General features: G+C 69.0%; 21 protein-coding genes. 15 read left to right on the plus strand and 6 right to left on the minus strand.

What is annotated here, in order from left to right; translation table 11 throughout:
• Positions 1–18: 18 nt before the first annotated feature.
• Positions 19–1,698 (minus strand): TM0106 family RecB-like putative nuclease, encoded by a 1,680-nt coding sequence (locus tag ACFVMC_RS05795; protein ID WP_379207850.1) that lies wholly within the window; start codon positions 1,696–1,698, stop codon positions 19–21.
• Positions 1,699–1,959: 261 nt separating this feature from the next.
• Between ACFVMC_RS05795 and ACFVMC_RS05800 the strand changes: the two genes are divergently transcribed.
• From ACFVMC_RS05800 to rraA, 9 genes are all read left to right on the plus strand, one after another.
• Entirely contained in the window at positions 1,960–2,580 is a 621-nt protein-coding gene (locus ACFVMC_RS05800; RefSeq protein ID WP_379207210.1) for a DUF6474 family protein, read from the plus strand.
• A 7-nt stretch (positions 2,581–2,587) separates the two neighbouring features.
• Positions 2,588–3,175, plus strand: a complete 588-nt coding sequence (locus ACFVMC_RS05805) for a hypothetical protein (RefSeq protein ID WP_379207211.1) — start codon at positions 2,588–2,590, stop codon at positions 3,173–3,175.
• A gap of 52 nt (positions 3,176–3,227) precedes the next feature.
• Positions 3,228–3,881 (plus strand): YcnI family protein, encoded by a 654-nt coding sequence (locus ACFVMC_RS05810; protein ID WP_379207213.1) that lies wholly within the window; start codon positions 3,228–3,230, stop codon positions 3,879–3,881.
• On the plus strand, positions 3,878–4,417 hold the full coding sequence (locus ACFVMC_RS05815; RefSeq protein ID WP_379207215.1) for a copper resistance protein CopC: 540 nt from the start codon (positions 3,878–3,880) through the stop codon (positions 4,415–4,417). The genes ACFVMC_RS05810 and ACFVMC_RS05815 overlap by 4 nt, the downstream gene beginning before the upstream one ends.
• Positions 4,414–5,340, plus strand: a complete 927-nt coding sequence (locus tag ACFVMC_RS05820; protein WP_379207216.1) for a CopD family protein — start codon at positions 4,414–4,416, stop codon at positions 5,338–5,340. Before ACFVMC_RS05815 ends, ACFVMC_RS05820 begins: the two co-directional genes overlap by 4 nt.
• Before the next feature lie 37 nt (positions 5,341–5,377).
• A complete protein-coding gene (locus ACFVMC_RS05825; RefSeq protein WP_379207218.1) occupies positions 5,378–5,851 on the plus strand; it encodes an SRPBCC family protein in 474 nt (157 codons plus the stop codon).
• 56 nt (positions 5,852–5,907) lie between these two features.
• Entirely contained in the window at positions 5,908–6,288 is a 381-nt protein-coding gene (locus tag ACFVMC_RS05830; protein ID WP_379207220.1) for a DUF5313 family protein, read from the plus strand.
• 73 nt (positions 6,289–6,361) lie between these two features.
• Entirely contained in the window at positions 6,362–6,802 is a 441-nt protein-coding gene (locus ACFVMC_RS05835) for a DUF4189 domain-containing protein (RefSeq protein WP_379207221.1), read from the plus strand.
• A 76-nt stretch (positions 6,803–6,878) separates the two neighbouring features.
• Entirely contained in the window at positions 6,879–7,364 is a 486-nt protein-coding gene (rraA, locus tag ACFVMC_RS05840) for a ribonuclease E activity regulator RraA (protein ID WP_379207223.1), read from the plus strand.
• Here rraA and ACFVMC_RS05845 read toward each other — a convergent pair whose 3' ends face one another.
• On the minus strand, positions 7,365–7,583 hold the full coding sequence (locus ACFVMC_RS05845) for an RNA-binding S4 domain-containing protein (protein WP_379207225.1): 219 nt from the start codon (positions 7,581–7,583) through the stop codon (positions 7,365–7,367).
• 128 nt (positions 7,584–7,711) lie between these two features.
• Here ACFVMC_RS05845 and lysX point away from each other — a divergent pair, with 128 nt between their 5' ends.
• The 4 genes from lysX to ACFVMC_RS05865 all read left to right on the plus strand — a co-directional run bounded on the left by lysX (position 7,712) and on the right by ACFVMC_RS05865 (position 12,617).
• On the plus strand, positions 7,712–11,098 hold the full coding sequence (gene lysX / locus ACFVMC_RS05850; RefSeq protein WP_379207227.1) for a bifunctional lysylphosphatidylglycerol synthetase/lysine--tRNA ligase LysX: 3,387 nt from the start codon (positions 7,712–7,714) through the stop codon (positions 11,096–11,098).
• 124 nt (positions 11,099–11,222) lie between these two features.
• Complete coding sequence (locus tag ACFVMC_RS05855) at positions 11,223–11,456, plus strand: hypothetical protein (protein ID WP_379207228.1); 234 nt, start codon at positions 11,223–11,225, stop codon at positions 11,454–11,456.
• 81 nt (positions 11,457–11,537) lie between these two features.
• Positions 11,538–12,155 carry a histidine phosphatase family protein gene (locus ACFVMC_RS05860; protein WP_379207229.1) on the plus strand — a complete coding sequence of 206 codons (618 nt, stop codon included), beginning with the start codon at positions 11,538–11,540 and terminating at the stop codon, positions 12,153–12,155.
• A gap of 99 nt (positions 12,156–12,254) precedes the next feature.
• On the plus strand, positions 12,255–12,617 hold the full coding sequence (locus ACFVMC_RS05865) for a hypothetical protein (protein ID WP_379207230.1): 363 nt from the start codon (positions 12,255–12,257) through the stop codon (positions 12,615–12,617).
• A gap of 101 nt (positions 12,618–12,718) precedes the next feature.
• Here the strand turns inward: ACFVMC_RS05865 and ACFVMC_RS05870 are convergent, their stop codons facing one another.
• From ACFVMC_RS05870 to gltB, 3 genes are all read right to left on the minus strand, one after another.
• Positions 12,719–13,618, minus strand: a complete 900-nt coding sequence (locus ACFVMC_RS05870) for a cutinase family protein (protein ID WP_379207231.1) — start codon at positions 13,616–13,618, stop codon at positions 12,719–12,721.
• A 321-nt stretch (positions 13,619–13,939) separates the two neighbouring features.
• Complete coding sequence (locus ACFVMC_RS05875; protein ID WP_379207232.1) at positions 13,940–15,409, minus strand: glutamate synthase subunit beta; 1,470 nt, start codon at positions 15,407–15,409, stop codon at positions 13,940–13,942.
• Positions 15,402–20,048 (minus strand): glutamate synthase large subunit, encoded by a 4,647-nt coding sequence (gene gltB / locus ACFVMC_RS05880; RefSeq protein WP_379207233.1) that lies wholly within the window; start codon positions 20,046–20,048, stop codon positions 15,402–15,404. Before gltB ends, ACFVMC_RS05875 begins: the two co-directional genes overlap by 8 nt.
• A gap of 845 nt (positions 20,049–20,893) precedes the next feature.
• Between gltB and ACFVMC_RS05885 the strand changes: the two genes are divergently transcribed.
• The gene (locus tag ACFVMC_RS05885) at positions 20,894–22,624 is read left to right on the plus strand and encodes a DUF4407 domain-containing protein (protein WP_379207234.1); all 1,731 of its coding nucleotides are present in this window, start codon (positions 20,894–20,896) and stop codon (positions 22,622–22,624) included.
• A gap of 226 nt (positions 22,625–22,850) precedes the next feature.
• Here ACFVMC_RS05885 and ACFVMC_RS05890 read toward each other — a convergent pair whose 3' ends face one another.
• Entirely contained in the window at positions 22,851–24,377 is a 1,527-nt protein-coding gene (locus ACFVMC_RS05890; RefSeq protein WP_379207235.1) for an MFS transporter, read from the minus strand.
• A gap of 76 nt (positions 24,378–24,453) precedes the next feature.
• On the opposite strand from ACFVMC_RS05890, the gene ACFVMC_RS05895 reads away from it, so the two are divergent.
• The gene (locus tag ACFVMC_RS05895; protein WP_379207236.1) at positions 24,454–25,026 is read left to right on the plus strand and encodes a TetR/AcrR family transcriptional regulator; all 573 of its coding nucleotides are present in this window, start codon (positions 24,454–24,456) and stop codon (positions 25,024–25,026) included.
• Positions 25,027–25,035: the final 9 nt, after the last annotated feature.

A 25,035-nucleotide genomic window follows, 5' to 3' on the forward strand; every position in this document is an offset into this window, starting at 1 on the left:
AATATTAGCGCCCCCCGCTCAAGGCCCGACGCGCACCGTGAAATCCGCCAGGCCCGGCACCTCGCGGTCCGCGCTGTGCTCGGCGGGCTGCTTGGGGCACATCCATTCGCGCAGCACCATGGTGGCGCGCACATCGTCCTCGTTGTACTCCAGCAGGCGGGTGCGCTGGGACATATCCGGTTCGCCGTCGTAGCCGACGGCCAGCCGATACCAGCTCATCGACGCCTCGCCGCCCGCCTCCGGATCCCGCCAGGCGAAGCCCGCCACCGGGGCGATCTTCTTCAAGCCCTTACCGCCCGGGCAGATGAACTGGTCGGAGACGGCTTGGAACATGTCCACCCACTCCGGGCCGTCCACGAAGGCGCGGATCTGCTCGACGGTCGGCACGCCCGGCTGACCGGCGAACCGGCGCGCCGACTCGTAGAGCCACTTGTCCTCCGCGGTTCGCGAATAGCAGTAGGCGGCAAAGGTTTTCCCCGCCACGGCGGCCTCGGCCCGCACCTGCATGAGCCAGGTCCAGAATTCGGCGAAGGAGCGGCCCTCGTCCTCGGTGGGCAGTGGATCCCAGGTGACGAACGGGCGATACTGCCCGTCCAGCAGCGTGCCCCACAGGTAGGCGCCGTACTCCTGGTAGCTCTCCAGATCGACATCGACCTCGACATCGGCGCGCTTGACCCACACCCGGTCGACCCGGCGCACCAGCGGCGCGTTGGCCAGCCAGGCGCGGGCGGTGACCACGGCCTCGTCGAACGGGCCGTGCTGCCAGTCGTCCGGGTCCTCGCCGGTCCAGCCCGCGAGATCGTCGATGGTCTGCACGCCATGGCCGCGCAGCACATCGGCGCGGGAACCGGGCGCGACCAAGCTGACATCACGGTGCTCGGCCAGCCAGTCGGCGCAGTTGCCCACCCACCCCGTCGGCTCCGCCTCCTGCCGTCCCCCGGTGATAGGCCCCGGGGCGGCGCGACTCCACCACGGGCACTGGCGGCACTCGGGCACCTTCGACGGAATCGTCGGCAGTTCACCGCGCACCACCGCGATCCGATCGGCGTAGCGCCGGTCGTAATCGTCGAGCAGCGGGCCCAGATCGTGGATCAGGATGCGGTCCAGGTGGTAGCCGATGACGCCGCCGATCAGCGCCGGACTGGCCAGCCCGTGCCGCTGCAACATGCGGTACAGGTGCGCGAGGCGCTGCTGATCGCGGGGCTGCTGGCGAAGTTTGCGGGTCGGATCCGGTTTCGGATGCCACTCGAAAGGATCGGAGGTGGTGGGGTGGAAATCGGCGGGCTCGGGCCGACGTGGGTCGGTGACCTTGTGATTGACCACGATGATCGGGATGTAACCGCCCCGGTCCAGATCGCGCATCAGGATCTCGGAACCGCCGCGTCTGCCGGTATCGGGTTCCTGCGGTAGCAAAGCACCCCAGACATGGTGCGCCCCAGCCGTACACGCGGCCATGGTGGCCTCGGCGCGGGCGCGGGCGGGCTGTGCCGGATCGATCACCACCCAGCTGTCCGGGGCCGCGGCGATCAACGCGTCACGGACCCGGTGCCGGTGCGCGGCGGCGGCCTCGCGACGCTGGCGCACACCCGGATCCTCCACCACACCGGCGAGTTCACCCGGGAAAGCGGCATCCAGATGCAGGCGATGACGGCACCCGATCAGCGAACGCGCATCGATGAAAGCGACCGGCGCACCCACCGCGGACGCATCGACGGCCCCCGGCCGATCCTCGGCCGAAGCGTCGTCTGTGCGACCGTCGCGGTCGTCGATGCCCGAATACACGTACGCAAGTATGGTCCCTACCCCCGACAACTCACGCAGCGGCCAACATGCGCGGTTCACCCGATGGCCGCGCGACCGGGGGAACCGATAGGGTACTGACAAACCGTGTGACATGGGCGGACGGGCGTTTGCGCACGTCGTTCCGCCGTGGCGAACCAGCATGACGGAGGGCCTTCGATGGGGTTGTTCACGAAGCGCAAGCGGCGGCCGAGCCGCCGGGCCGAGGCGAAAGCCCTCAAGCACAAGGCCGCCTTGGAGGCCAAATACGGCGCCAAGATCACCCGCAGGGCGCAGCGTGCCGAGGCCCGTACCCAGCGCCAGGTCGCCAAGGCGCAGATCGCCGCCTTCCAGGCCGAGGAGAAGGCCGCCGAAAAGGTGGCCGCCAAGGCCGAGCGGGATCCGTTCAGCGCCGCCCAGGTCCGCAAATACCTGGGTGTGGCCCGGATTCTGGTGCCGGTGCTGGCGCCGCTGGCCTACCGCGCGGCCACCATGGTCCGCGGCCAGCTCGACGCGCGCCGCGCCCAGCAGCTCGGTGTCGGCATCGACCAGCTCGGCGATTTCAGCGGCCACGGCGCGAAACTGCACGCGCGCATCGCGAATACCGAAGCGGCGCTTGCCAAGATCACCGATCAGGGTGAGTTCTCGCTGGCCACCCGGGACCGGCTGGACAGCCTCGGCGCCGCCGTGCGCACCGCCGAGCAGATGCCCGCGCCGCGCCGCCGCGCCGTGCACGCCTCGATCGCCCACGAACTCACCACCATCGAGACCGACGTGCTCGGCCGTCTCGGCGTGAACTGACCCACCCATGATCGCGATCGCGTCCCGGCACACCCGCGTGGTGCCGCCCGGGATGCGGTCGGCCACCCGCGTGCGCCGCCGACCCGCAGGCCGCGCGGTCCTCGGCGCCATGGCCGGCGCGCTGGTCGCCGCGCTGGCGATCGCGGCCCACGGCTTCGGGGGCGGCAGCTTCCCGGATTCCGCCAACGGCACCCTGCTGCTGGTGGTCGCCGTGCTCGCCGGCGCGGTCGCCACCGCGCTGCCGACCGCGTGCAACCGGTTCGGCCTGCTCGGTGTGCTCGCCGCGGGACAGTTCGCGGGCCACACCGTGCTGTCCGGATTCGACACGCACCACCACGAATTCGTGCGCGCCCAGCTGCCCGGCTGGTGGATGCTGCTCGCCCACGTCATCGCGACGCTGGTCTGCGGCGCGGTCATCACGCTGGCGCAGCGGCTCTATCTCGTTGTCTCCAGGGCGATTCGGGCCGCGCTCGCGGCGCCGCCCCGAATTCATCCACAGCTCTGCACAATCGGCTGGTCCGCGGCGGGCCCGTCGCCCTACCGCTTTCATCCGACCGGCGCGGGCGGTCCGCGCGCGCCACCGGTGGCTGTCTGACCCCATCGCGGGGCTGGTCATCGGAAACCATTCGGACAGAAAGTCTTTCACTATGCGTAGTTCAGTTCTGCGTGCCTGCGGCACCGTCGCACCCGCCATCGGCCTGGTATTGCTCGCCGGTGGCACCGCCGCCGCACACGTCAGCGTCGACGCTCCCGGCGCCCAGCAGGGTAAGTACTCCGTGGCCACCTTCCGGGTGCCGAACGAGTCCGAGACCGCCGCCACCACCGCGCTCACCGTCACCCTGCCCGGCGTGACCGGTGCACGCACCGAGCCGATCCCGGGCTGGACGGCCAAGGTCGAGAAGAACGACAAGAACCAGGTCGTCGCGGTCACCTGGACCGCGGACCCCGGCAACCCGGGCATCGGGACCGGCCAGTTCCAGCGATTCGCGGTGTCGATCGGGCCGCTGCCCAAGCAGGAGACCGTGAGCTTCCCGGCCAAGCAGACCTACAGCGACGGCAAGATCGTGAACTGGGATCAGCCGGCCGGGCCGGACGGCTCCGAACCCGAGCACCCCGCCCCCACCTTGACCCTGGCCGCCGGCCGGGCCGACGCGGAAGACGGCCACCAGGTCGGCGCCACCGCCAGCGCGCCCGCCGCCACCGACGACACCGCGCGCTGGCTCGGCGGCGCGGGCCTGGCCCTGGGCATCCTGGGCGTGGCCATGGGCATCGGCAACACCCTCCGCGGGCGCAAGTCATGAAGCGCGGCAGGGTGATTCGCGTGCTCGGCGCGGTGGCCGCGGCACTGGTCGTGACCGGGCTCGGCGCGGGCCCGGCGGCGGCGCATTCGGCGCCGGTTTCCAGCGTTCCCGCCGACGGCGCCAGCATCGACACCAGCCCCGGCCGGGTGTCGATCACCTTCAACGAGGAGTTGCAGCCCAGCTTCCCGGCGATGACGGTGACCGGGCCGCCGGATCGCAATGTGTGGTCCAAGGGCGAACCCGTGGTCGAGGGCCGGACGATCAGCGTCGAGGTCGGTGAGCTCGGCCCGGCGGGCGAGTACACCATCGCCTTCCACGTCACCTCGGCCGACGGGCATCCCGTCAAAGGTTCCCGGACCTTCACGCTGACCAAGGCGGGCACCGGAGTGCCGGGGCCGAACCTCCAGGTCACCGCGAGCGCCGACGACGACTCCGGCGGAATCCCGCTGTGGGTCTTCATCGCCGGCGCGGTGGTCCTGTTCGGCGGCGGCCTGGCCTTCGCGCTGTTCGGCGGCAAAGGCAGAGCCCGCAGGTGAGCGGCAGCGGCGGCCGGGACGCGGGGGCACTGCTGTGGCTCGTCCCGGCCGGGCTGCTCGGCGTGGCCCTGGCCTGGGCGCTGACCGCGCCCAATCCGGCGGCCGCGGAGGCGGGTGTGCGAATGCTTGCCGACTGCGCGGGCGCCACCGTCCTCGGCCTGGCCGCGCTGCCGCGCTTGCACGAGCGACTGGATCCGCCGTGGCGGCCGCTGGCCGGGCTCGCCGGAATCTGGTGTGCGGCCGAGGCGGCGGTGCTGGTCTTCGACGCGGCCGAGGTGGTGGGGGCCGGGGTGCGCCGCCTGGACGCGGACCAGTTCGGCGCGTATCTGACCGAGATCAGCGGCGGGCAGATCGGGATCGCGGTCCTGCTCGGTACCGCGGTGGTCGCCGGATACGCGGCGCTGGCGTACCGGCGGCCGGAGTCCGCCTCAGCCGATCTGGTGCTGGTGTTCGCCGCCGTGACGTTGGCGCTGCGCCCGATCACCGGTCATATGTCGCAGCAGGCGTTCGGTTCGGTGCTGGCGGCGGTGCACGCGCTCGCGGCGGCGGCGTGGTTCGGCCTGCTGGTCGCCCTGGCCCTGGTGGTGCGTACCCGCGGCGAATGGGCGGTGGTGCTGCCGCGCTATTCGGCGGCGGCGCTGCCGCTGGTGGCGGCGGTGGCGGTGAGCGGACTGGTCAACGGGCTGGTGCGGATCGGCGGGCTCACCCCGCTGGTGAGCACCGGCTACGGTCGCGTCCTGCTCGCCAAGGCCGCTGTGCTGGCCGGTCTGCTGGCACTGGGCTGGTGGTGGCGGCGCGGCTGGGTGCGGCAGGCGGCCGAGCACCGGGTGACCGCGCGGGCGTCGCTGCGCCGGGCCCTGCTCGAGGTCGTGGTGCTGGCGTTCGTCTTCGGTTTGGCGGCCACGCTGGCGGTCACCGCGTGAATCCCCGCCCGCTCTGCAACCGGTTACTGTGGCGATCATGACCGAGATCAAGATCAACGAAAGCTGCGCGGGCTCCGCCGAATCCGCGTTCGCCTACATGAACGACTACCGGAATCTGACCAAGTTCCTCTACGGCATCCAGTCCTTCACGCCGGTCGGCGACCAGGTCGAAGGCATCGGCGCGGCCTTCGACGGCCACGTGAAACTCGGCCCCGCGTCGCTGAAATCCCGTGTCGAGGTCGACAAGTGGGAGCGCGACGCCGTCATCGGCATCACCACCATCAAGGGCTTCGAAATCCACGCCACCTTCCGGTTCCACCCGCAGGGCCCCGACGCGTGCACCGTCGACGCTCTCGTCGACTACCGGGTCCCCGGCGGCCTCGCGGGCAAAGCGCTCGGACGCACCATCGAGCCGTTCGTGAAGATCGCGGTCAAGCACACCACCGAGAACCTGATCAAGCAGATCGTCGCATTCCACACCACCCGAGCTCAGCAGTCCGACTCCCAGTGACACCCGATACACCGGTCGCCCAACGCCGTGCCGCCGGGATGCGAGATGCTGGACATATGACCGAGCAGTCCAGGCCGAGCTTCACCCAGCGCATCGGCTACATCTGTGGCCGGACCCTGCCGCCGTCGATGACGGACTGGGTACGCAACGATCTCACCGGCCCCGGGGCGACCCGCCGCTACCTGACCCGATTCCTGGTGCCGATCATTCCGGTGCTGTGCATCTTCCTGCTGGTACCCGGCCCGAAGTGGATCGGCCTCGGCATGATGGCGCTGCTCTACCTGCCGCTCATCTACTTCACCATCGCCCTGCTCTACGTCTACCGCCGCCACCGCCTGATCAAGCACGGCCTCGACCCTGAACTCGCCGACGCCGAACAGCGGGCCCGCAGCGCAGCCGAGCGCACGGAGTACGAACGCCGCCACGGCCGTCAGTGACTGGACAATCAGCCCGTCAGCCGCGAAGATCGCCGTAGTTCGATTCTTCGGGGGTTCAATTCGTATGTCGCTCTTGGGTAGAACCGCGCTGGCGATGGTGCTGCCGGCCATGGGGGCACTGCTCGCCACCAGCGCCGGGCCCGCGCAGGCCGCGGGAGATCTGTACGGCGCGATGGCCGTGAGCCGGGAGGTCTTCCGCAAAACCGTGGCGGTCGACTATCCGACGCAGGCCGCCGCCGAGCAGGCCGCGCTCGAGGCCTGCGGCGCCAACTGCTTCGTCTACCTGGTCACGCACAACGAGTGCGGATCGCTGGTGCAGCGGGTGTCGTGGAACCATCTGTTCCAGACTTTCATGCCGAGCACCTACACCGGGACCGGCCCAACCGCCGCCGCGGCCGAGCGGGCGGCGATGGAGTCGGCGGGCCCGGACGTCGACCCCTTGATGGACCTGATCGTGGTCACCACACAGCCGGCGCGCGTCGAAGACACCTTCTGCACCGCCAACACGGGCTGATCCGCCGACGCGACGCAGGTCACACGGGGTGCGGGCCGCACGGGAAATGCGTCGGCGCACCCCTAAGCTGGGCGCCATGACCGAATCGAATGCAGTTGCCACCGCGGATCTCGCCGACGAGATCGGACCCGAGATTCGCAGCTGCGATACCCAGTTCATTCAGTTCGGCGGGCGCGCGGTGTTTTCCGGCCGGATCACCACCATCCGCTGCTTCCAGGACAACCTGCTGGTGAAGCAGACCCTGAGCGAGCCGGGCAACGGGCAGGTCCTGGTGGTCGACGGCGGCGCCAGCGTGCACACCGCCCTGGTCGGCGACATCATCGCCGGGCGCGGCGTCGACAACGGCTGGGCAGGCGTCATCGTCCATGGCGCCGTGCGGGATTCGGCGATCCTGCGCACCCTCGACATCGGCGTCAAGGCGCTGGGCACCAACCCGCGCAAGAGCACCCAGACCGGCAGCGGCGAAAAAGATGTCCCGGTGGAGTTCGGCGGTGTCACCTTCACCCCCGGCGACATGCTCTACAGCGACCACGACGGCATCGTCGTGCGCGCCGAAGCCTGACTACCCAGCTACTTTGGCCTTGTGACCGGCGAGGGCGACGACGTCGCCGACGTGGAGCTGGCGGCCGCGCCGTAGTTCCACCTCGTCGTTCACCCGGACCAGCCCGTTGGCGATCACGGTCTTGGCCTCGGATCCGGAATCGATCAGGTTGGCCAGCTTCAGAAACTGGCCGAGCCGAATGACCTCGTCATCGATCGGTATCTCGACTGGATCTGACATGCCTACATGCTTACCCTGCCCCGGCCCCACCGGAACGCCCACCCCCGCCCAGGCGACTGACACGCGAGCACAACACGCCGACGGCCGCACGCTGGGATTGTGTTTTGCCGATCCCGCACACTGGTTCGGTGACTTCCACGCAAGCCGGGCACCGCGGCACCGAACACCCGCCCGAAAGATCAACCGTGCCGTCGGCTTCCGCCATTCCCCATCGCGGCCATGGACGCCTATCCAACGTCCCGCACATCACGGCCACGATCCTCGGCGTCTTCGCGGTCATCTGCTTTCTGTGGAGTCTGTCGCCCGCCTTCCGGTTCCTGACCCACGTCCCGTGCCGCTACCTCGACAACTATTACATCGATGCGCCCGAGACGAACCTGATGTGGGCGTTGATCGTCGGCCTGCTGGCCGGCGCGGTGGCCAGCCGCAAACGCATCGTCTGGTGGCTGCTGGTCGGGTACACCGCCGCCTGGGTCGCGGTCAACGCCGTGGATTTCGCACTCAACGGCAGCATCCACGCGCTGGTGGCGCTGGTGGTGCACATCCTCGTGCTGGGCGTGCTGCTGGCCGCGTGGCGGGAGTTCTACACCCGGGTGCGGCGCGGCGCGGGCTGGAAGGCGCTGGGCGTCTTGGCCGCCGGGCTCGTGGCGGGCTGCCTGCTCGGCTGGGGACTGGTCGAACTGTTCCCCGGTTCGCTGCCCGGCGGCTGGCAGCGCCCGGGCTGGGCGGTCTATCGGGTGACGGCCGCGGTGCTGGTGGACAACGAGCATTTCGACGGCCGCCCACGCCAATTCGTCAACTTCGTGCTCGGCCTGTTCGGCGCGGCCGCGCTGCTCGCCTCGGTGATCGTGCTGCTGCGTTCGCAGCGCGCGGACAACGCCATGACCGGCACCGACGAGTCGGCCATTCGCGGTCTGCTGGATCGCTCCGATATCGAGGACTCGCTCGGCTACTTCGCCACCCGCCGGGACAAGGCGGCGGTGTTCGCGCCGAGTGGCAAGGCGGCCATCACCTATCGCGTCGAACTCGGCGTCTGCCTGGCCAGCGGTGACCCGATCGGCCTGCGGGAGGCCTGGCCGCAGGCGATCGATGCCTGGCTGCGCCAAGCCGATCAGTACGGCTGGGCGCCTGCGGTCATGGGCGCCAGCGAGATCGGCGCCACCGCCTATCGCCGGGCCGGGCTTTCGGCGCTGCGCCTGGGCGACGAGGCGATCCTGGATACGCGCGGTTTCTCCCTGGCGGGCCCGGAGCTCAAACAGGTACGCCAGGCCGCCAACCGGCTGCGCAAACATGGCGTGGCCGTGCGGATCCGGCGGCACCGCGATATCCCGGCCGAGGAGTTCACGCAGGTGATCGCCCGCGCCGACACCTGGCGCGACACCGAGACCGAGCGCGGCTTCTCCATGGCGCTCGGCCGGCTCGGCGATCGGCTGGACGGCGACTGCCTACTGGTCGAAGCGGTGAAGCCCACCCGCCGGCCCACCACCACCCTCAACGGACAGCCTGCGGCTGACTCCGCCGATCACGGGGACGTGCTCGGCATGCTCTCCCTGGTCCCGTGGGGCCGCACCGGCGTCTCACTGGAGTTGATGCGCCGCGACCCCGGCGGACCCAACGGCGTGATGGAGCTGATGATCTCGCAGCTCGCGCTGACCTCCGAACAGCACGGCATCACCAAGGTCTCGCTGAACTTCGCCGTCTTCCGCTCGGTGTTCGAGGAGGGCGCCCGGATCGGCGCCGGGCCCGTGCTGCGCCTGTGGCGCGGTGTGCTGCTGTTCTTCTCGCGCTGGTGGCAGCTGGAAGCGCTGTATCGCTCCAATGTGAAATATCAGCCGCACTGGGTACCGCGATTCTTCCTGTTCGAGGAGCGGCGGCAGCTGCCGCGGGTCGCGATCGCCAGCGCCCTGGCCGAGGGTTTCCTGCCGCGCCTCGGGCACGCGCCGGGCACCGTCGCGCACACCGGTCTGCACAGCGCCGTCCCGGCCACCGTCACCGGCCTGCACGCCGACGGCAGCGCGCCGGAGCCACCGGAAATCGAGGCGGAGGAACAGCTCACGCGCCGCCCCGAGCAGGTCCGGGTACGAATGGACAAGCTGGACCGGCTCACCGCCGCCGGCATCGACGCCTACCCGACCGCCTATCCCCCGACCCACACCGTCGCGGCCGCGCGCCGGTCGCCGCGCGGCACCACGGTGCGAGTCTGCGGGCGGCTGCTGCGAATTCGCGACTACGGCGGTGTCATCTTCGCGGTGGTCCGCGACTGGTCCGACGAGATCCAGCTGGTCATCGACCGGGACCGGGTCGGCGCGCAACGCAGCGCCGAGTTCACCGAGTTCTTCGACCTCGGCGACCTGATCGAGGTCAGCGGCCAGATCGGCACCAGCCGACGCGGCGAGCTTTCCCTGCTGGCCGCGGACTGGCGAATGAACGGCAAATGCCTGCATCCGCTGCCGGACAAGTGGAAGGGCCTGGCCGATCCGGAGGCCCGGGTGCGCCAACGCTACATCGATATGGCGATCAACCCGGAGGCGCGGGAAGTGTTGGCCAAACGCAGCGCGGTGGTGCGCTCGCTGCGCGACTCGCTGCACGGCCTGGGCTATCTCGAAGTGGAGACGCCGATCCTGCAACAGGTGCACGGCGGCGCCAACGCCGCACCGTTCCTGACCCACATCAACGCCTACGATCTGGACCTCTACCTGCGCATCGCCCCCGAACTGTATTTGAAGCGACTGTGCGTGGGCGGGATGGAGAAGGTCTTCGAACTGGGCCGGACCTTCCGCAACGAGGGCGTGGATTTCAGCCACAACCCGGAGTTCACGATCCTGGAAGCCTATGAGGCACACAGCGATTACCGACGCATGATGGACACCTGCCGGCACCTGATCCAGCAGGCGGCGCTCGCCGCCAACGGGAGCATGGTGGCGCTGCGCCCCGGACCGGACGACACGCTGACCGAGGTCGATATCTCCGGCACCTGGACGGTCAAGACCGTGCACGGTGCGGTATCGGAGGCGATCGACATCGAAATCACGCCGGAGACAACGCTTTCCGAGCTACGTGAACTGTGCGAGCAGGCCGGGGTGCCGTATCAGCACGGCTGGGACACGGGCCAGGTGGTGCTGGAAATGTATGAGCACCTGGTGGAATCGCGCACCGAGGAACCCACCTTCTATATCGATTTCCCCACTTCGGTCTCGCCGCTGACCCGCGCGCACCGCAGCATCCCGGGCGTCACCGAACGCTGGGACCTGGTGGCCTGGGGCGTCGAATTGGGCACGGCCTACAGCGAACTCACCGATCCGGTGGAACAGCGCCGCCGGTTGACCGAACAGTCGATGCTCGCGGCCAACGGCGATCCGGAGGCGATGGAACTCGACGAGGACTTCCTCCAGGCGCTCGAGCACGCCATGCCGCCCACCGGCGGCCTGGGGATGGGTGTGGATCGAATCATCATGTTGCTCACCGGACGGAGCATTCGCGAAACACTGCCGTTCCCATTGGTGAAGCCGCGGTGAACGTTAACGACGGACGCGAAATTCTCGGAGTGAGATATTGCATCGGCCAAGTCCCCTCCTCTGGAGCCCACAGCCACTATGTTGAGAATCCGGCCCCGGGAGGAGGCCGTGACATCACAACGACATGGGGAGCACTATGTACCTCGACCTGCTGCACAACGTGACGGTGATCGATCACTCGGTGTGGGCCAACCCGGACACCTACCTGGCGTCGGACACCTACACCCAGGCGATCGAGTACGCGGCCAAGAAAAAGAAGGGCAAGGGGATCGGCTTCATCGGCATCCTCTGCATCGTCTTGGTCATCATCGCCGCCGTCGTCGGTGTGCTGCTCTTCCTGCGCAGCAAGAAGGACTAGACACGAAACGCACCCCGGCCCGGGCTCCGCAACGCGGACCCGGGCCGGTTCGGTTCGGCCCCGGTGCGGCACAGTGGGGGTGTGCAGTTGATCCTCGTCCGCCACGCCCAGCCGCTCCGCGTCGTCAACGCGACCGGACCCGCCGATCCGGAGCTTTCGCCCATCGGGCAGGAGCAGGCCGAACGGGTGCCCGCCGCGCTCGGCCAGCACCGGATCAGCCGGATCCTGAGCAGCCCGCAGCGCCGCGCCCGCGAGACCGCCGCCCCGCTCGCCGCCAAGCTCGGCCTGCCGGTGCGGGTCGTCGACGATCTCGCCGAGTACGACCGCGATCTGCCCGCCTACATTCCGATCGAGGACGCGAAGACCGAATTCCAGTCCGCCTACGAGCGGATCAAGGCGGGGTATCTGCCCGAGCAGATCGACGGCCCCGCGTTCGTGCAGCGGGTGCGTGACACCGTCACCGAGATCGCCGCGAGCACCGACCCCGCCGACACCGTGGTCGCGTTCGCGCACGGCGGCGTGGTGAACGTGCTGCTCCAGGACGTGCTCGGGCTGGCCCGGCCGCTGACCTTCCCGATCGACTACTGCTCGATCACCCGGATCCTGTTCTCCCGCACCGGTCGCCGCACCGCCGCCACCGTCAACGAGAACGGGCACGTATGGGATCTGCTGCCGCGGAATCTGCCGACTCCCAGCTGACTGCCAGGTTCGTCGCACCGCCGTCCCAGTGAGCGGTTCTTTGATGGGTGCCGTGAGTCGCCGCGAGGCACTCATCGACCCCCGAGAAAGGAACCCGACGTGCACACCGACAAGAGGAAGTTCCGTCGCCACGCTGTCCGAGTCATGGTGGCCGGTGCCCTGGTCACCGTTCCGCTCGGCGCCCTCGCCGTCACCGCCAACGCGCAGGCCCCGACCGACGAACCGGTGGAACTCGAGACCGTCACCACCGAGGCGCCGGAAGGCGCCGAAATCCACGGCGACTGGCGGCCCCGACCCGGCCCGGACCCCCGCCAGACCATCATCATCCCCGGCCCCGCCGAGGCCATGCCCGCCCACCCGTACCCCGGCGGCCCACGCGTCGAATACCGCGAGGACCACCCCGAGCACGGCCCGACCATCCACCTGCACCGCCCGCCGACGGGCTCCGCGGGCAGCAGCTAGTCAACTGAACAGAAGAAGGCTCACCTGGAAATCCAGGTGAGCCCTCCGGAGAAAGCGCGCCGCGCGGAGACCCGGGCGCTAGCGCGGGTCTCGCGTGGCGATCACGCCATACCGGCGATCCAGTTGTGCATCCAGGAGATCGCCGTCTGGCCGCCGCCGACGCCGTAGCTGCCGTACAGCGTGTGCGCCTGCGAACGGTAGAACTCCTCGAGCTGCTCTTTGCGCTCCTGGTTCGCCGAATCCGTCAGCTGCGATTGCAGAGTCGGGACACCGCCGTGCGCCATCAGGTCGTTGATGATGGCACCGGCCTCGAGCTGATAACGCCAGATATTGGCCGGGTTGGCCTCCGAGCTCTGGGCCAGCCAGCCCGCGAAGCGGGTGACGAAATCATCGGTGGCCGTAGCGCAGTACAGATCGTCGACCGCGCAGATGGTGCGGGTGCGGTCCGACAGCCAGCCGAAGCCGCCGACCCGGGGGCCGCCCGCACCGGCGCCGGCCGCGTACGGGCCGACCTGGATATCGGTCGGCGAGCGCCGCGGATCGGAGATCAGGCCGACACCCGAGACCCGGTCCGGCGGAACGACTCCGAGCCCGGTGCCGATCTCGGCGGCCAGATCGCCCGCCGCGTCGGCGCCCTGGCTGTAGCCGACCAGCGCGATATCGGTCGCGCCGCAACGAGCCGCCATCGCGCCGATCAACCCGCGCGCATTGCTGACGGCTTCCTTCTTGGAATTGCCGTAGACCTCACCCTCCCATGGGAAGGCAGTCGCCGCGTATGTCACATAGTCGACCTCGGTATTGGCGGGGAGACCCCGGGTGACACCGGCCAGCATGCCGGGGCCGGGGGATTTGTCGTGTCCGGTCTCCCAGGTGCCGGGGATCGCCACCACGTACAGGCTCGGGCACCTAGCCGCTGCCGCCGTGCCGCCGCCGCCGAAGACCAGGCCGGTCGCAATCGTCGCGGACACGCCGAGGGCCGCGACAACCTTCTTCAAGCGCATACTGCTCCAGTTCAAACCTGCCCTCGGGCGGAGGGCATCCCCGACAAGTTTCCGTTAACCATGCTGAACTCGGCGGATGACTCACTAGTGCACGCCGAGTAACCTCAGGGTTAACCCGGTGGTATAGCGCTATGGAATCTCACAACCCGAAAGATCCACAGCACGCCGCTGATCACACTAGAGCCCAATCGCCGCGTGCGCCACGCAAACCCACACCGCGTGTCCGATTTCCGTCGAAGATCACTCCACCAGAGCGGGTCTCGAAACGCAAAAACGCCTGCGGAACGGAGTCCGCAGGCGCTCTTGGCGATTCGAATCAGGTCAGCGCTGAGCGACCATGGTGGGGGTGATCGGCGCGGGCAGCGCGGTCTCACCCTCCAGGTAGGTGTCCACCGCGGCGGCCGCGGCGCGACCCTCGGCGATGGCCCACACGATCAGCGACTGACCGCGGCCCATATCGCCGGCCACGAACACGCCGGGGATATTGGTGGACCAGCCCTTGTCGCGCTGCACATTGCCGCGCTGGTCGTAGCCGACGCCGAGATCCTCGAGCAGGCCCGGCTTCTCCGGACCGGTGAAGCCCATGGCCAGCAGCACCAGATCGGCCTCGAGGGTGAAGTCGGTGCCCTCGACCTTCTCGAAACGGCCGTTGGACATCTTCACCTCGTGCGCCTGCAACCCGGTGACCTTGCCGTCCGCGCCCACGAAACGCTCGGTGTTGACCGAGAACACGCGCTCGCCGCCCTCCTCATGCGCCGAGGACACCCGGTACATCAGCGGGTAGGTCGGCCACGGAGTGGAACCCGCGCGCTCCTCCGGCGGACGCGGCATGATCTCGAACTGGTGCACGCTGGCCGCGCCCTGCCGGTGCGAGGTGCCCAGGCAGTCCGCGCCGGTATCGCCGCCGCCGATGATGACGACCTTCTTGCCGCGCGCGTGGATCGGCGGCAGGCCGTCCGCGTCGGTGACATCGTCACCGAGCTGCACCCGGTTGGCCCACGGCAGGAACTCCATGGCCTGGTGGATGCCGTCCAGTTCACGACCCGGGATCGGCAGGTCGCGGGCCAGCGTGGCGCCGCCGGCCAGCACGACCGCGTCGAACTGCTCGCGCAGCTGCTCGGCGGTGATGTCGACACCCACGTTCACACCGGTCTTGAAGATGGTGCCCTCGGCCTCCATCTGCGCGATCCGGCGGTCGATGAAGCGCTTCTCCATCTTGAATTCCGGGATGCCGTAGCGCAGCAGGCCGCCGATGCGGTCGGCGCGCTCGAACACGGTCACGGTGTGACCGGCGCGAGTCAGCTGCTGCGCGGCGGCCATACCGGCCGGGCCGGAACCGACGACGGCGATCTTCTTGCCGGTGAGCCGGGTCGGGTAGACCGGGGTCACCCAGCCCTCGTCGAAGGCGTTCTCGATCAGCTCGACCTCGACCTGCTTGATCGTCACCGGGTCCTGGTTGATACCCAGGACGCAGGACGCCTCGCACGGCGCGGGACACAGCCGCCCGGTGAACTCCGGGAAGTTGTTGGTCGCGTGCAGCCGGTCGATGCCCTCACGCCACTGGCCCTTGTAGACCAGGTCGTTCCATTCGGGAATCAGGTTCCCGAGCGGGCAGCCGTTGTGGCAGAACGGGATACCGCAGTCCATGCAGCGGCTGGCCTGGGTCTTGAGCGTGTCCTTGGCGAACCCCTCCTCATAGACCTCTTTCCAGTCCATCAGGCGCAGCGGCACCGGACGGCGCGTGGGCAGTTCCCGCGAGGTGTGCTTCAGAAATCCTTGTGGGTCAGCCACGAGCCGCCTCCATGATCGCCTCGTTCACGTCCGCGCCGTTCTTCTCGGCTTCGGAGATCGCGAGCAGTACCTTCTTGTATTCGCGCGGCATGACCTTCACGAAGTTGCCGACCTGCTGGGACCAGTCGTTCAGGATCCGTTCGGCCACCGCCGAGCCGGTCTGGGCGCGGTGCTCGGTGATGATGTCCCGCAGCCAGGTGCGATCGGCATCGGTGAGCTCCTCGATGGCGCCCGCCTGCTCCGGGTTGACCCGCGCGACGAACGTGCCGTTCGGGTTGTAGACGAACGCCTCACCGCCGGACATACCGGCGCCGAAGTTACGGCCGGTCTCACCGAGGATGACCACCTTGCCGCCGGTCATGTACTCCAGGCCGTGGTCGCCCACGCCCTCGACGACGGCGGTGGCGCCGGAGTTGCGGACCGCGAAGCGCTCGCCGACCACACCGGACAGGAACGCCTTACCGCTGGTGGCGCCGAACAGGATCACGTTGCCCGCGATGATGTTCGACTCCGCCTCGAAGCCGGCCGGCGCGTTGAGCGCCGGGCGCACGACCAGGTGGCCGCCGGAAAGGCCCTTGCCCACATAGTCGTTCGCGTCGCCCTGCACCCGCAGCGTGATGCCGGCGGGGACGAAGGCGCCGAAGCTGTTGCCCGCGGAACCGGTGAAGGTGATGTCGATGGTGTCGTCGGGCAGGCCGACGCCGCCGAAGTTCTTCGTCACCTCGTGGCCGAGCATGGTGCCGACGGTCCGGTTCACGTTCGTGATCTTGGTTTCGAACTTGACCGGGGTGCCGCGCTCCAGGGCCTCACGCGCCTGCGTGATCAGCTGCTGATCCAGCGCCTTGTCCAGGCCGTGGTCCTGGGTCTTGGTGCAGCGGCGGTCCTGGTACATGAACGCCGTCTCGACATCGTCGAGGATCGGCGACAGGTCCAGTTTGCTGGCCTTCCAGTGCTGCTTGGCCTTGGCGGTGTCGAGCATGTCGACCCGGCCGATGGCCTCGTCCAGGGTGCGGAAGCCCAGCGACGCCAGCAATTCCCGAACCTCTTCGGCGATGAACATGAAGAAGTTCTCGACGAATTCCGGCTTGCCGGTGAAGCGTTCGCGCAGCACCGGGTTCTGCGTCGCGACACCGACGGGGCAGGTGTCGAGGTGGCAGACGCGCATCATGATGCAGCCCGAGACCACCAGCGGCGCGGTCGCGAAACCGTACTCCTCCGCGCCGAGCAGCGCGGCGATCACGACATCGCGGCCGGTCTTCATCTGACCGTCGACCTGCACCACGATCCGGTCGCGCAGACCGTTGAGCAGCAGCGTCTGCTGGGTCTCGGCCAGGCCGAGCTCCCAGGGGCCACCCGCGTGCTTGAGCGAGGTCAGCGGCGAGGCGCCGGTGCCGCCGTCGTGACCCGAGATCAGAACCACGTCGGCGTGCGCCTTGGAGACACCCGCGGCGACGGTGCCGACACCCGGCTCTGCAACAAGTTTCACGTGAATCCGAGCCTGCGGGTTCGCGTTCTTGAGGTCGTGGATCAGCTGCGCCAGATCCTCGATCGAGTAGATGTCGTGGTGCGGCGGCGGGGAGATCAGGCCGACGCCCGGCGTCGAGTGCCGCACCTCGGCGACCCACGGGTACACCTTGTGCGCGGGCAGCTGACCGCCCTCGCCCGGCTTGGCGCCCTGGGCCATCTTGATCTGGATATCGGTGCAGTTCGACAGGTAGTGCGAAGTCACACCGAAACGACCGGAAGCCACCTGCTTGATCGCGGACCGGCGCCAATCGCCGTTCTCCTCGACCTCGAAGCGGGCCGGATGCTCGCCGCCCTCACCGGAATTCGAGCGGCCGCCGAGCCGATTCATCGCGATCGCGAGGGTCTCGTGCGCCTCCGCCGAGATCGAGCCGTAGCTCATCGCACCGGTGGAGAACCGCTTCACGATCTCCGAGGCGGGCTCGACCTCGTCGATCGAGATCGGCGCGCGCTCCTTGGTCTTGAACTTGAACAGACCGCGCAGCGAAGCCAGCCGCTCGGACTGGTCGTCGACCAGCTTGGTGTACTCCTTGAAGATCGAGTACTGCCCGCTGCGGGTCGCGTGCTGCAGCTTGAACACGGTGTCCGGGTTGAACAGGTGGTACTCACCCTCGCGCCGCCACTGGTATTCACCGCCGACCTCGAGCTCGCGGTGCGCGCGCTCGTTGCGGTTCTCCAGGAACGCCACCCGGTGCCGGGCCGCCACATCATCGGCGATCTCGTCCAGGCCGATACCGGCCAGCGGTGATTTCAGGCCGGAGAAGTACTCGTCGACCAGCGCCTGCGACAGGCCGATGACCTGGAACAGCTGCGCGCCGGTGTAGGAGGCCAGCGTCGAGATGCCCATCTTGGACATCACCTTCAGCACACCCTTGCCGGCGGCCTTGTTGAAGTTGGCGACCGCCTTGCGGAAATCGGAGGAGATGCTGCCGGTGCCCAGCGACAGCGCGCCGCGCTCCAGCAGGTCCTCGATGGTCTCGAAGGCCATGTACGGGTTGATCGCGGCCGCGCCGAAACCGACCAGCAGGGCCATGTGGTGCACCTCGCGGGCGTCACCGGCCTCCACCACCAGGCCGACCATGGTGCGGGTGCGGGTGCGGACCAGGTGGTGGTGCACCGACGCGGTCAGCAGCAGCGACGGGATCGGCGCCAGCTTCTCGTTGGACTCACGGTCGGACAGCACGATGATCCGGGCGCCGCCGTCGATGGCCGCCGAGACCTGGGTGTTGATCGCCTCGAGCGCCTTGCGCAGGCCCTTGCCACCCTTCTTGACCGGGTAGAGGCCGCGGACCACGACCGAACGCAGCCCGGGGTGCGAGCCGTCGTCGTTGATGTGCACGAGCTTGGCCAGCTCGTCGTTGTCGAGAATCGGCTGTTCGATGGCGATCTGGCGACAGGACTCCGGGCCCGGGTGCAGCAGATCGGCCTCCGGGCCGATGGCCCGCTGCAGGCTGGTGACGACCTCTTCGCGGATCGCGTCCAGCGGCGGGTTGGTGACCTGCGCGAACAGCTGCGAGAAGTAGTCGAAGAGCAGCCGCGGCCGCGAGGACAGCACCGCGATCGGGGTGTCGGTGCCCATCGAGCCGAGCGCCTCCATGCCGTTCTTCGCCATCGGCGAGATCAGCAGGTTCAGCTCCTCGTTGGTGTATCCGAAGATCTGCTGCCGGATCAGCACCCGGTCATGCGACATGTGCACGTGCGGGCGATCCGGCAGATCACCGAGCTTGGTGACGCCGTTGTCCAGCCACTCCTGGTAGGGGTGCTCGGCCGCCAGCTGCGTCTTGAACTCGTCGTCGCTGATGATGCGGCCCTGGGCGGTGTCGACCAGGAACATCTTGCCGGGCTGTAGCCGGAACTTCTGGACCACCTTGGACGGGTCGATGTCCAGCACGCCGACCTCGGAGGCCAGCACGACCAGGCCGTCCTCGGTGACCCAGATGCGGCCGGGGCGCAGGCCGTTGCGGTCGAGCACCGCGCCGACGACGGTGCCGTCGGAGAAGCAGACCGAGGCCGGTCCGTCCCACGGCTCCATCAGGTAGGAGTGGTACTCGTAGAACGCGCGACGCTGCGGGTCCATGTTCTCGCTGCGTTCCCACGCCTCGGGGATCATCATCAGCACGGCGTGCGGCAGGCTGCGGCCACCGAGATGCAGCAGTTCCAGCACCTCGTCGAAGCGGGCGGTGTCCGAGGCGCCGGGTGTGCAGACCGGGAAGATCTTGTCCAGGCGGTTCTTACCGGCGGAGTCGGTGCCGAACACGTCCGAGCGCAGCAGCGCCTCGCGGGCACGCATCCAGTTCTCGTTACCGGTGACGGTGTTGATCTCACCGTTGTGCGCGACCCGGCGGAACGGGTGCGCCAGCGGCCAGGACGGGAAGGTGTTGGTGGAGAAGCGCGAGTGCACGATGCCCAGCGCCGACTCGACGCGATCGTCCTGCAGGTCCAGGTAGAAGGCGCGCAGCTGGGGCGTGGTGAACATGCCCTTGTAGACGAAGGTCTCGCCGGACAGGCTCGGGAAGTACACCGACTCCTTGCCGGTGGAGCCCTCGCCCGCGCCGGCCTTGCCGAGTTCGCGCTCGACCCGCTTGCGGATGACGTAGGCGCGGCGCTCCAGGTCGACGCCCGCGAGCTGCTCGGCGCTGTCCTTGGGCGAGGCGATGAAGATCTGGCGGAAGGTCGGCATGGCGTCGCGGGCGAGCGCGCCGAGCGAGGTCTCGTCGATCGGGACCTCGCGCCAGCCGAGGACCACCAGGCCCTCTTCCTTGACGATCTTCTCGACGCCGTAGGCGGCGCGCGCGGCTTCCCGGCGGGCCTGCGGCAGGAAGGCGATGCCGGTGGCGTAGGCGCCTTCCGCGGGCAGTTCGAAGTCCACGATGGCGCGGAAGAACCGGTCCGGTACCTGCAGCAGGATGCCCGCGCCGTCACCGGAGTTCGGTTCGGCGCCCGCGGCACCGCGGTGCTCCAGGTTCAACAGAGCCGTAATAGCCTTGTCGACGATGTCGCGGCTGCGGCGGCCGTGCATGTCGACGACGAACGCGACACCGCAGGCGTCGTGTTCGTTCGCCGGGTCATAGAGCCCGATGGGTCCGGGGGACCTGTGGCCAGGAAGTTGCGTCATGCCTCTGCCTTCAAGAAAAGTCGGCCTCCGAAGAAAAGAAGCTGGCTTATTCGCCTTTGTTTCCCGTCTCCGAACGCCTTCGTCAAGACTGCGCCCGTACGTTCCGAATCCAGCCGCGCTGATGGTCCGGCGTGCAGTCACGTCTCCAGTTGTCCACCCGCATTGGTGTGGGGTGCTCGGAAGTAACGGAACTCTTACTAGTTCCTAACTTCCGTGCGGGTGCCGCCCGCTAGGCTGGGGCACCGGCTTGGTGAACCGTGCGGGCGATTGTGCCGACCAGTTTTGTGTTCGGCGTAAGAGCAAACGATAAGTCAGGTCCGGGGCCCAACCAACTTAGGTTTGACTAATAACCAGGTTTAGCTGGGCTTCTTCATTCGGTCCTCCAACTCGTGCGCGTTGTCCAGTGTAAAGCAGCCGGTCGGAGGTCATCGATCCCCGCGCAGGGGGTGTCGACCAGCGAAAACTTGGGATTCGCCGGGCGCTGGAGCGTCTTCGATCCAGCTTCCGACCTGCATCGCAGTGGATTTCCCCGTGCTCTCGATCGACAAACCAGGCAGTGGCGGCTACCTCGCTGCGGCGGCCCGTGAGACATTTCCGACAGAAGGCATGACGAGCATCGGAACCGGATCCGACCGTCCGGACTCTTTCATTCCCTGTGTCTGACAGCACATTTCCAGCTATCGATTCGGGTGGGATTTCCCACAGCCCGCGCAACGCTTCCCCGAGCGATTGTGAGGCTGCCCACAACCCCCACGGCGGGCTCGGTGTGTCGGCCGAGCGCCTGTCACGCTGTCACGACGAATCTGTGACAGTTTCGCCTGACGCCACACAGGATGTGAGATCGCATGACCGCCACCGGCTTGCTCATCTGGCTCGGCGGAGGCCCGCGGTGGGACACCCCCGACCAGGCTGGCAACTACCACCACGAACGGTCCAGCTACGCCGTCACCGGCGCCGTCGTCACCCTCTTCGCCCTGGTCACCGGGGCGGTCACCGTTGTCGCCCTCGCCGCGGCCGACTGGTCTTTCTTCCCCGCAGCACTGACTACGGTCCTGCTCACCCTGCTGGCCGCCGCCATCGGCCGCGCGCTGGCCACCGTGCGGCCCGCCGCCGCCACCGACCGGGCCGGGCAGCTGAGCCGGATCGGCGTCGCGATCCTGGCGGGCGTGCTGGTCGCCGAACTGGCCTGCACCGTGCTGTTCGGCGGCACCGTCGACCGGCTGCTGGACGAAAAAGCGCAGCGCGGCGCCGAATCCGCGCCCGGCGTGGTCGTCGCCGCCGCCGAACTCGACCGCGCCCGCGCCGATCGCACCGCCCTGGACCAGGCGATCACCAAGGCTCAGGCCGACTACGATCGCGCACTGGTCATCGCCCGCTGCGAATTCAACCCCAGCGCCGAATGCCCGCAAACCCGGATCACCGGCGTGCCCGGCAACGGGCCCGAGACGCGCACCGCCAACCAGATGCTCGACGACGCCCGCGTCCAACTGGCCGCCGCCCAGGGCCGGATCGACGGCGCGAACCAGCGCGTCACCGCCGGCGAGCAGACGGTCGCCGCCGCCCGCTCGGCGGCCTACACCGGAGGCGACCGCGGCCTCGGCGCCCGCTGGTCGGCCGTGCACGACCATGTCTTCGGCGGTGCGGGCGCGTTGCTGCTGTGGCTGCTCATCCTGGTCGCGTTCACACTGCTGGCCCTGCTGCCGGTACTGCTGCGCTGGTGGCGCGGCAGTACCTCCTTCGAACGCCGCAACTCCTTCCAGGCGGTGCAGGACGAGGCCGAACTCTGCGCCGACACCGCTATCGCCGTGAAACAGGCCGAGGTGCGCGCGGAAACCGAGAACCTGCGCGCCGAACAACAACTCACCGCCGCCCGCCTCGCCGCCGAGGCCGATGCCGCCATCGACCGGGAGCGCCAGCGCACCCGGGTCATCGCCGCCCTCGGCGGCTTGGAGATCGGCGTCAACGAACCCGAGCGTCTCGGGCCCGCACCGCGACCCGCCGAACTTCCGGCCGGAAAGGACAGCACCGTGTCTTCGAACCTGCCCGCCACCGTCTCCGCGCACCCGCCCGCCCGCACCGGCGAACTCGTCCCGCACCAGCCGCGGCCCGAAACCAAGGGCGGCGGGCTGGAACTGCCGATCATCGGCCAGGTCCCGTTCTCCGACACCGCGGCTCGCTTGATCCGCCCATTGGTCCCCTCGTTCGTGGCCAACGCCATCGACACCGCGACCCATCCCCTGCGCACCGCCCGGCAGGCCTTCGAAGAGGTGGAGGAGATCACCTTCACCCTGCGCCGCACCCGCAAGGTCACGGTGGACAACCAGGATTCGGCCGTGCCCGCCTTCGCCCCGGCCCACCCCGGCTACCAACTCTCGCCCGGCTCGCCGCACGCCCAGCACGTCGCCGCCACCGTCGTGGACGCCGATTACACCCCGGCGCCGCAGTATTCGCCGCTCCCCCAGTCTCCGCAGGCTTCCCCACTTCCCGAACCCGCCCGCGACACCGAACTACAGTCCCGCAAATCCCGCTCACTCCTGGGCCGCCGTGCACCCCGCGAACTCCCACCCGCCCACTGAACCCACCCCGCGAATCACGTCCGCAGACCGCCCCCGTCGGTGGCGCATCACCGCGGCGTAACAGCGCTCGACCGCACGCTCCGGTCGATCAGGCCGCGCGCCGGGCGCTTTCGGCGCAATTGCCCTTGGCCGCGATCTCCGCGCTGTGCATCATCATCTCGGCGTGTGTCTGGGCGACCGTCAGCGTGGCCTCGGCCATGAGCTCGAAGGCTTGTCTGCCCGATGCCTATGGTGTCGCCGAGGTTCGCTCCCCCTGATCTCGGGTCGCCCGGTGTACCAGCACCGTGGTGAGCAGCAGGATGGCCGTGGTCGCGGCCGCGGCCAGGTGGATTCCGGAGACGAACGCGGTGCGGGCCGACTCGAGCAGCGCGGTCGCGGTGGATTCCGGTAGCGCTCGGGCGAGTTCGACGGCACCGCCGAGCGATTCGCGGGCCGCGCCGACATGGTCGGCCGACACCGAGTCCAGGCCGCTCCGGTACTCGGCCATGACGACGCTGCCCAGCACCGCTACCCCCAGGGCGACACCACCTTCCAGGGCCGTCTCGGAGATCGCCGCGGCATTCCCGGCCCGTTCGGCGGGGGCCGAGCTGACGATCAGATCGGCCGAGACCGTCAGCGCCACACCGGCTCCGACGCCGATCAGCCCGAACCCGACCACGAACGGCCACACCTCGGCGGCCGGTTCGGCACGCAGCAGCCAGAACAGCGACGCACCGACGGCCGCCATCAGCATCGACCCGCACAGCACCTGCCCCGGTCGCCACCACCGCACCAGCCAGGCCGCGACCAGCGCGCCGACAATGCTGCCGACCGTGCCGGGCACCAGCAGCAGACCCGCCTGCAACGGTGTCCGGTCCAGCACCAGTTGCAGGTACTGCGAGCCGAAGAACAGCACACCGGCCAGCGCGAAGACCGACAGCAGGTTGGTGAGCGCGGCGGCTCGGAACGCCGGGCGACCGAACAGCGCCAGATCCAGCAGCGGATCGGCCAGCCGGGCCTGTCGCCGCAGGAACCGCGCTCCGGCGAGCGCACCGATCGCGGCGGCCGCCAGCGGGCCCCAGGCCAGGCCGTGTGCCGCGATCTCCTTGACCGCGTAGACGATCGGGATCAGCGCCAGCATCGAAAGACCCGCGCTGACCAGGTCGAAGCGGCCGGGATCCGGGTCCTTCGATTCGGGGATCAGCAGCGGCCCGAGCACAATGAGCAGTCCCATCACGGGCAGGTTCACCAGAAACACCGAGCCCCACCAGAAGTGTTCGAGCAGCCATCCGCCGAGCAGCGGGCCGACCGCCGCGCCCGAGCCCGCCATCGCACCCCACACCGAGATGGCGAGGGTGCGTTCGCGCGGGTCGGCGAACATGCCGCGGATCAGTCCGAGAGTCGCGGGCATGAGCGTCGCGCCGGCGACGCCTTGCAGCACCCTGGCGGCGATCAGCATTTCGGGGTTGACGGCCCAGGCGGCCAGCGCGGAGGCCAGCCCGAATCCGGCGGCTCCGGCCAGCAGCAGCCGGCGGCGGCCGATGCGGTCGCCGAGGGTGCCCATGGTGATCAGTAGCCCGGCCAGCACGAACGAGTAGATGTCGATGATCCACAGCAGCTGCGGTGTCGAGGGCGCGAGGTCGGCGCTGATCGCGGGAATCGCGGTGTCGAGCACGGTCGCGTCGACCGAGATCAACAGCAGTGCCAGGGCGAGGACGCCGAGGCCGGCCCAGGTGCGAGCGGTGGCCCGGGCGGGTGCGAATTCGGTGGTCATGGTCGGTCTACCTCCCGATATTTACCGTCCAGACGGTACAGTAACAGCCCAACCGTCTGGACGGTACAGTCGCGGGGTGACCACTCGCGACACCGGCGGCACTCGTGACCGCATCCTCGACGCCCTGGAATCCCTGCTGCTGGACAAGGGCATGTCGCAGGTCACCCTGGAGAGCGTCGCGGCCGGAGCGGGCGTCTCCAAAGGCGGCCTGCTGTATCACTTCAAGTCCAAGGACGCGCTGCTCGCCGGTCTGATCCGCCGCCTCGGCGAGCGCGCCGACCAGCAGCTGAACCACGCCGTCGCCGCCGGCCGCTCGCTGGCCGAGTGGTATCTCCAGGCGCCGCAGCCCGACGACGCGGACGAGGCGCTCGAACTCGCCGTGCACCGCTCCATGCTCGCCGCCATGCGCACCCTGGACGGTCCACAGGATTTCGACGAGACCGACCGCGCGCTCGACGAGGTGATGGCCAAATGGCAGGCCGGGCTGGACAGCGAGTTCGCCGATCCGGTCCAGGCGCAGCTCGTCGGCCTGGTCGGCGACGGGGTCTACCTGCGGGCGCTGCTGGGCCTGCCGCAGGTCGCGCCCGAGCTGTACCGTCGCGTCGTCGCCCGGCTGCTGGACGGTACTCGGCCGGGTTTACCGAGGTGACGGGAGCGG

The sequence above is a fragment of the Nocardia sp. NPDC127579 genome, from assembly GCF_042672005.1.
In the GTDB taxonomy this organism is placed as follows: domain Bacteria; phylum Actinomycetota; class Actinomycetes; order Mycobacteriales; family Mycobacteriaceae; genus Nocardia.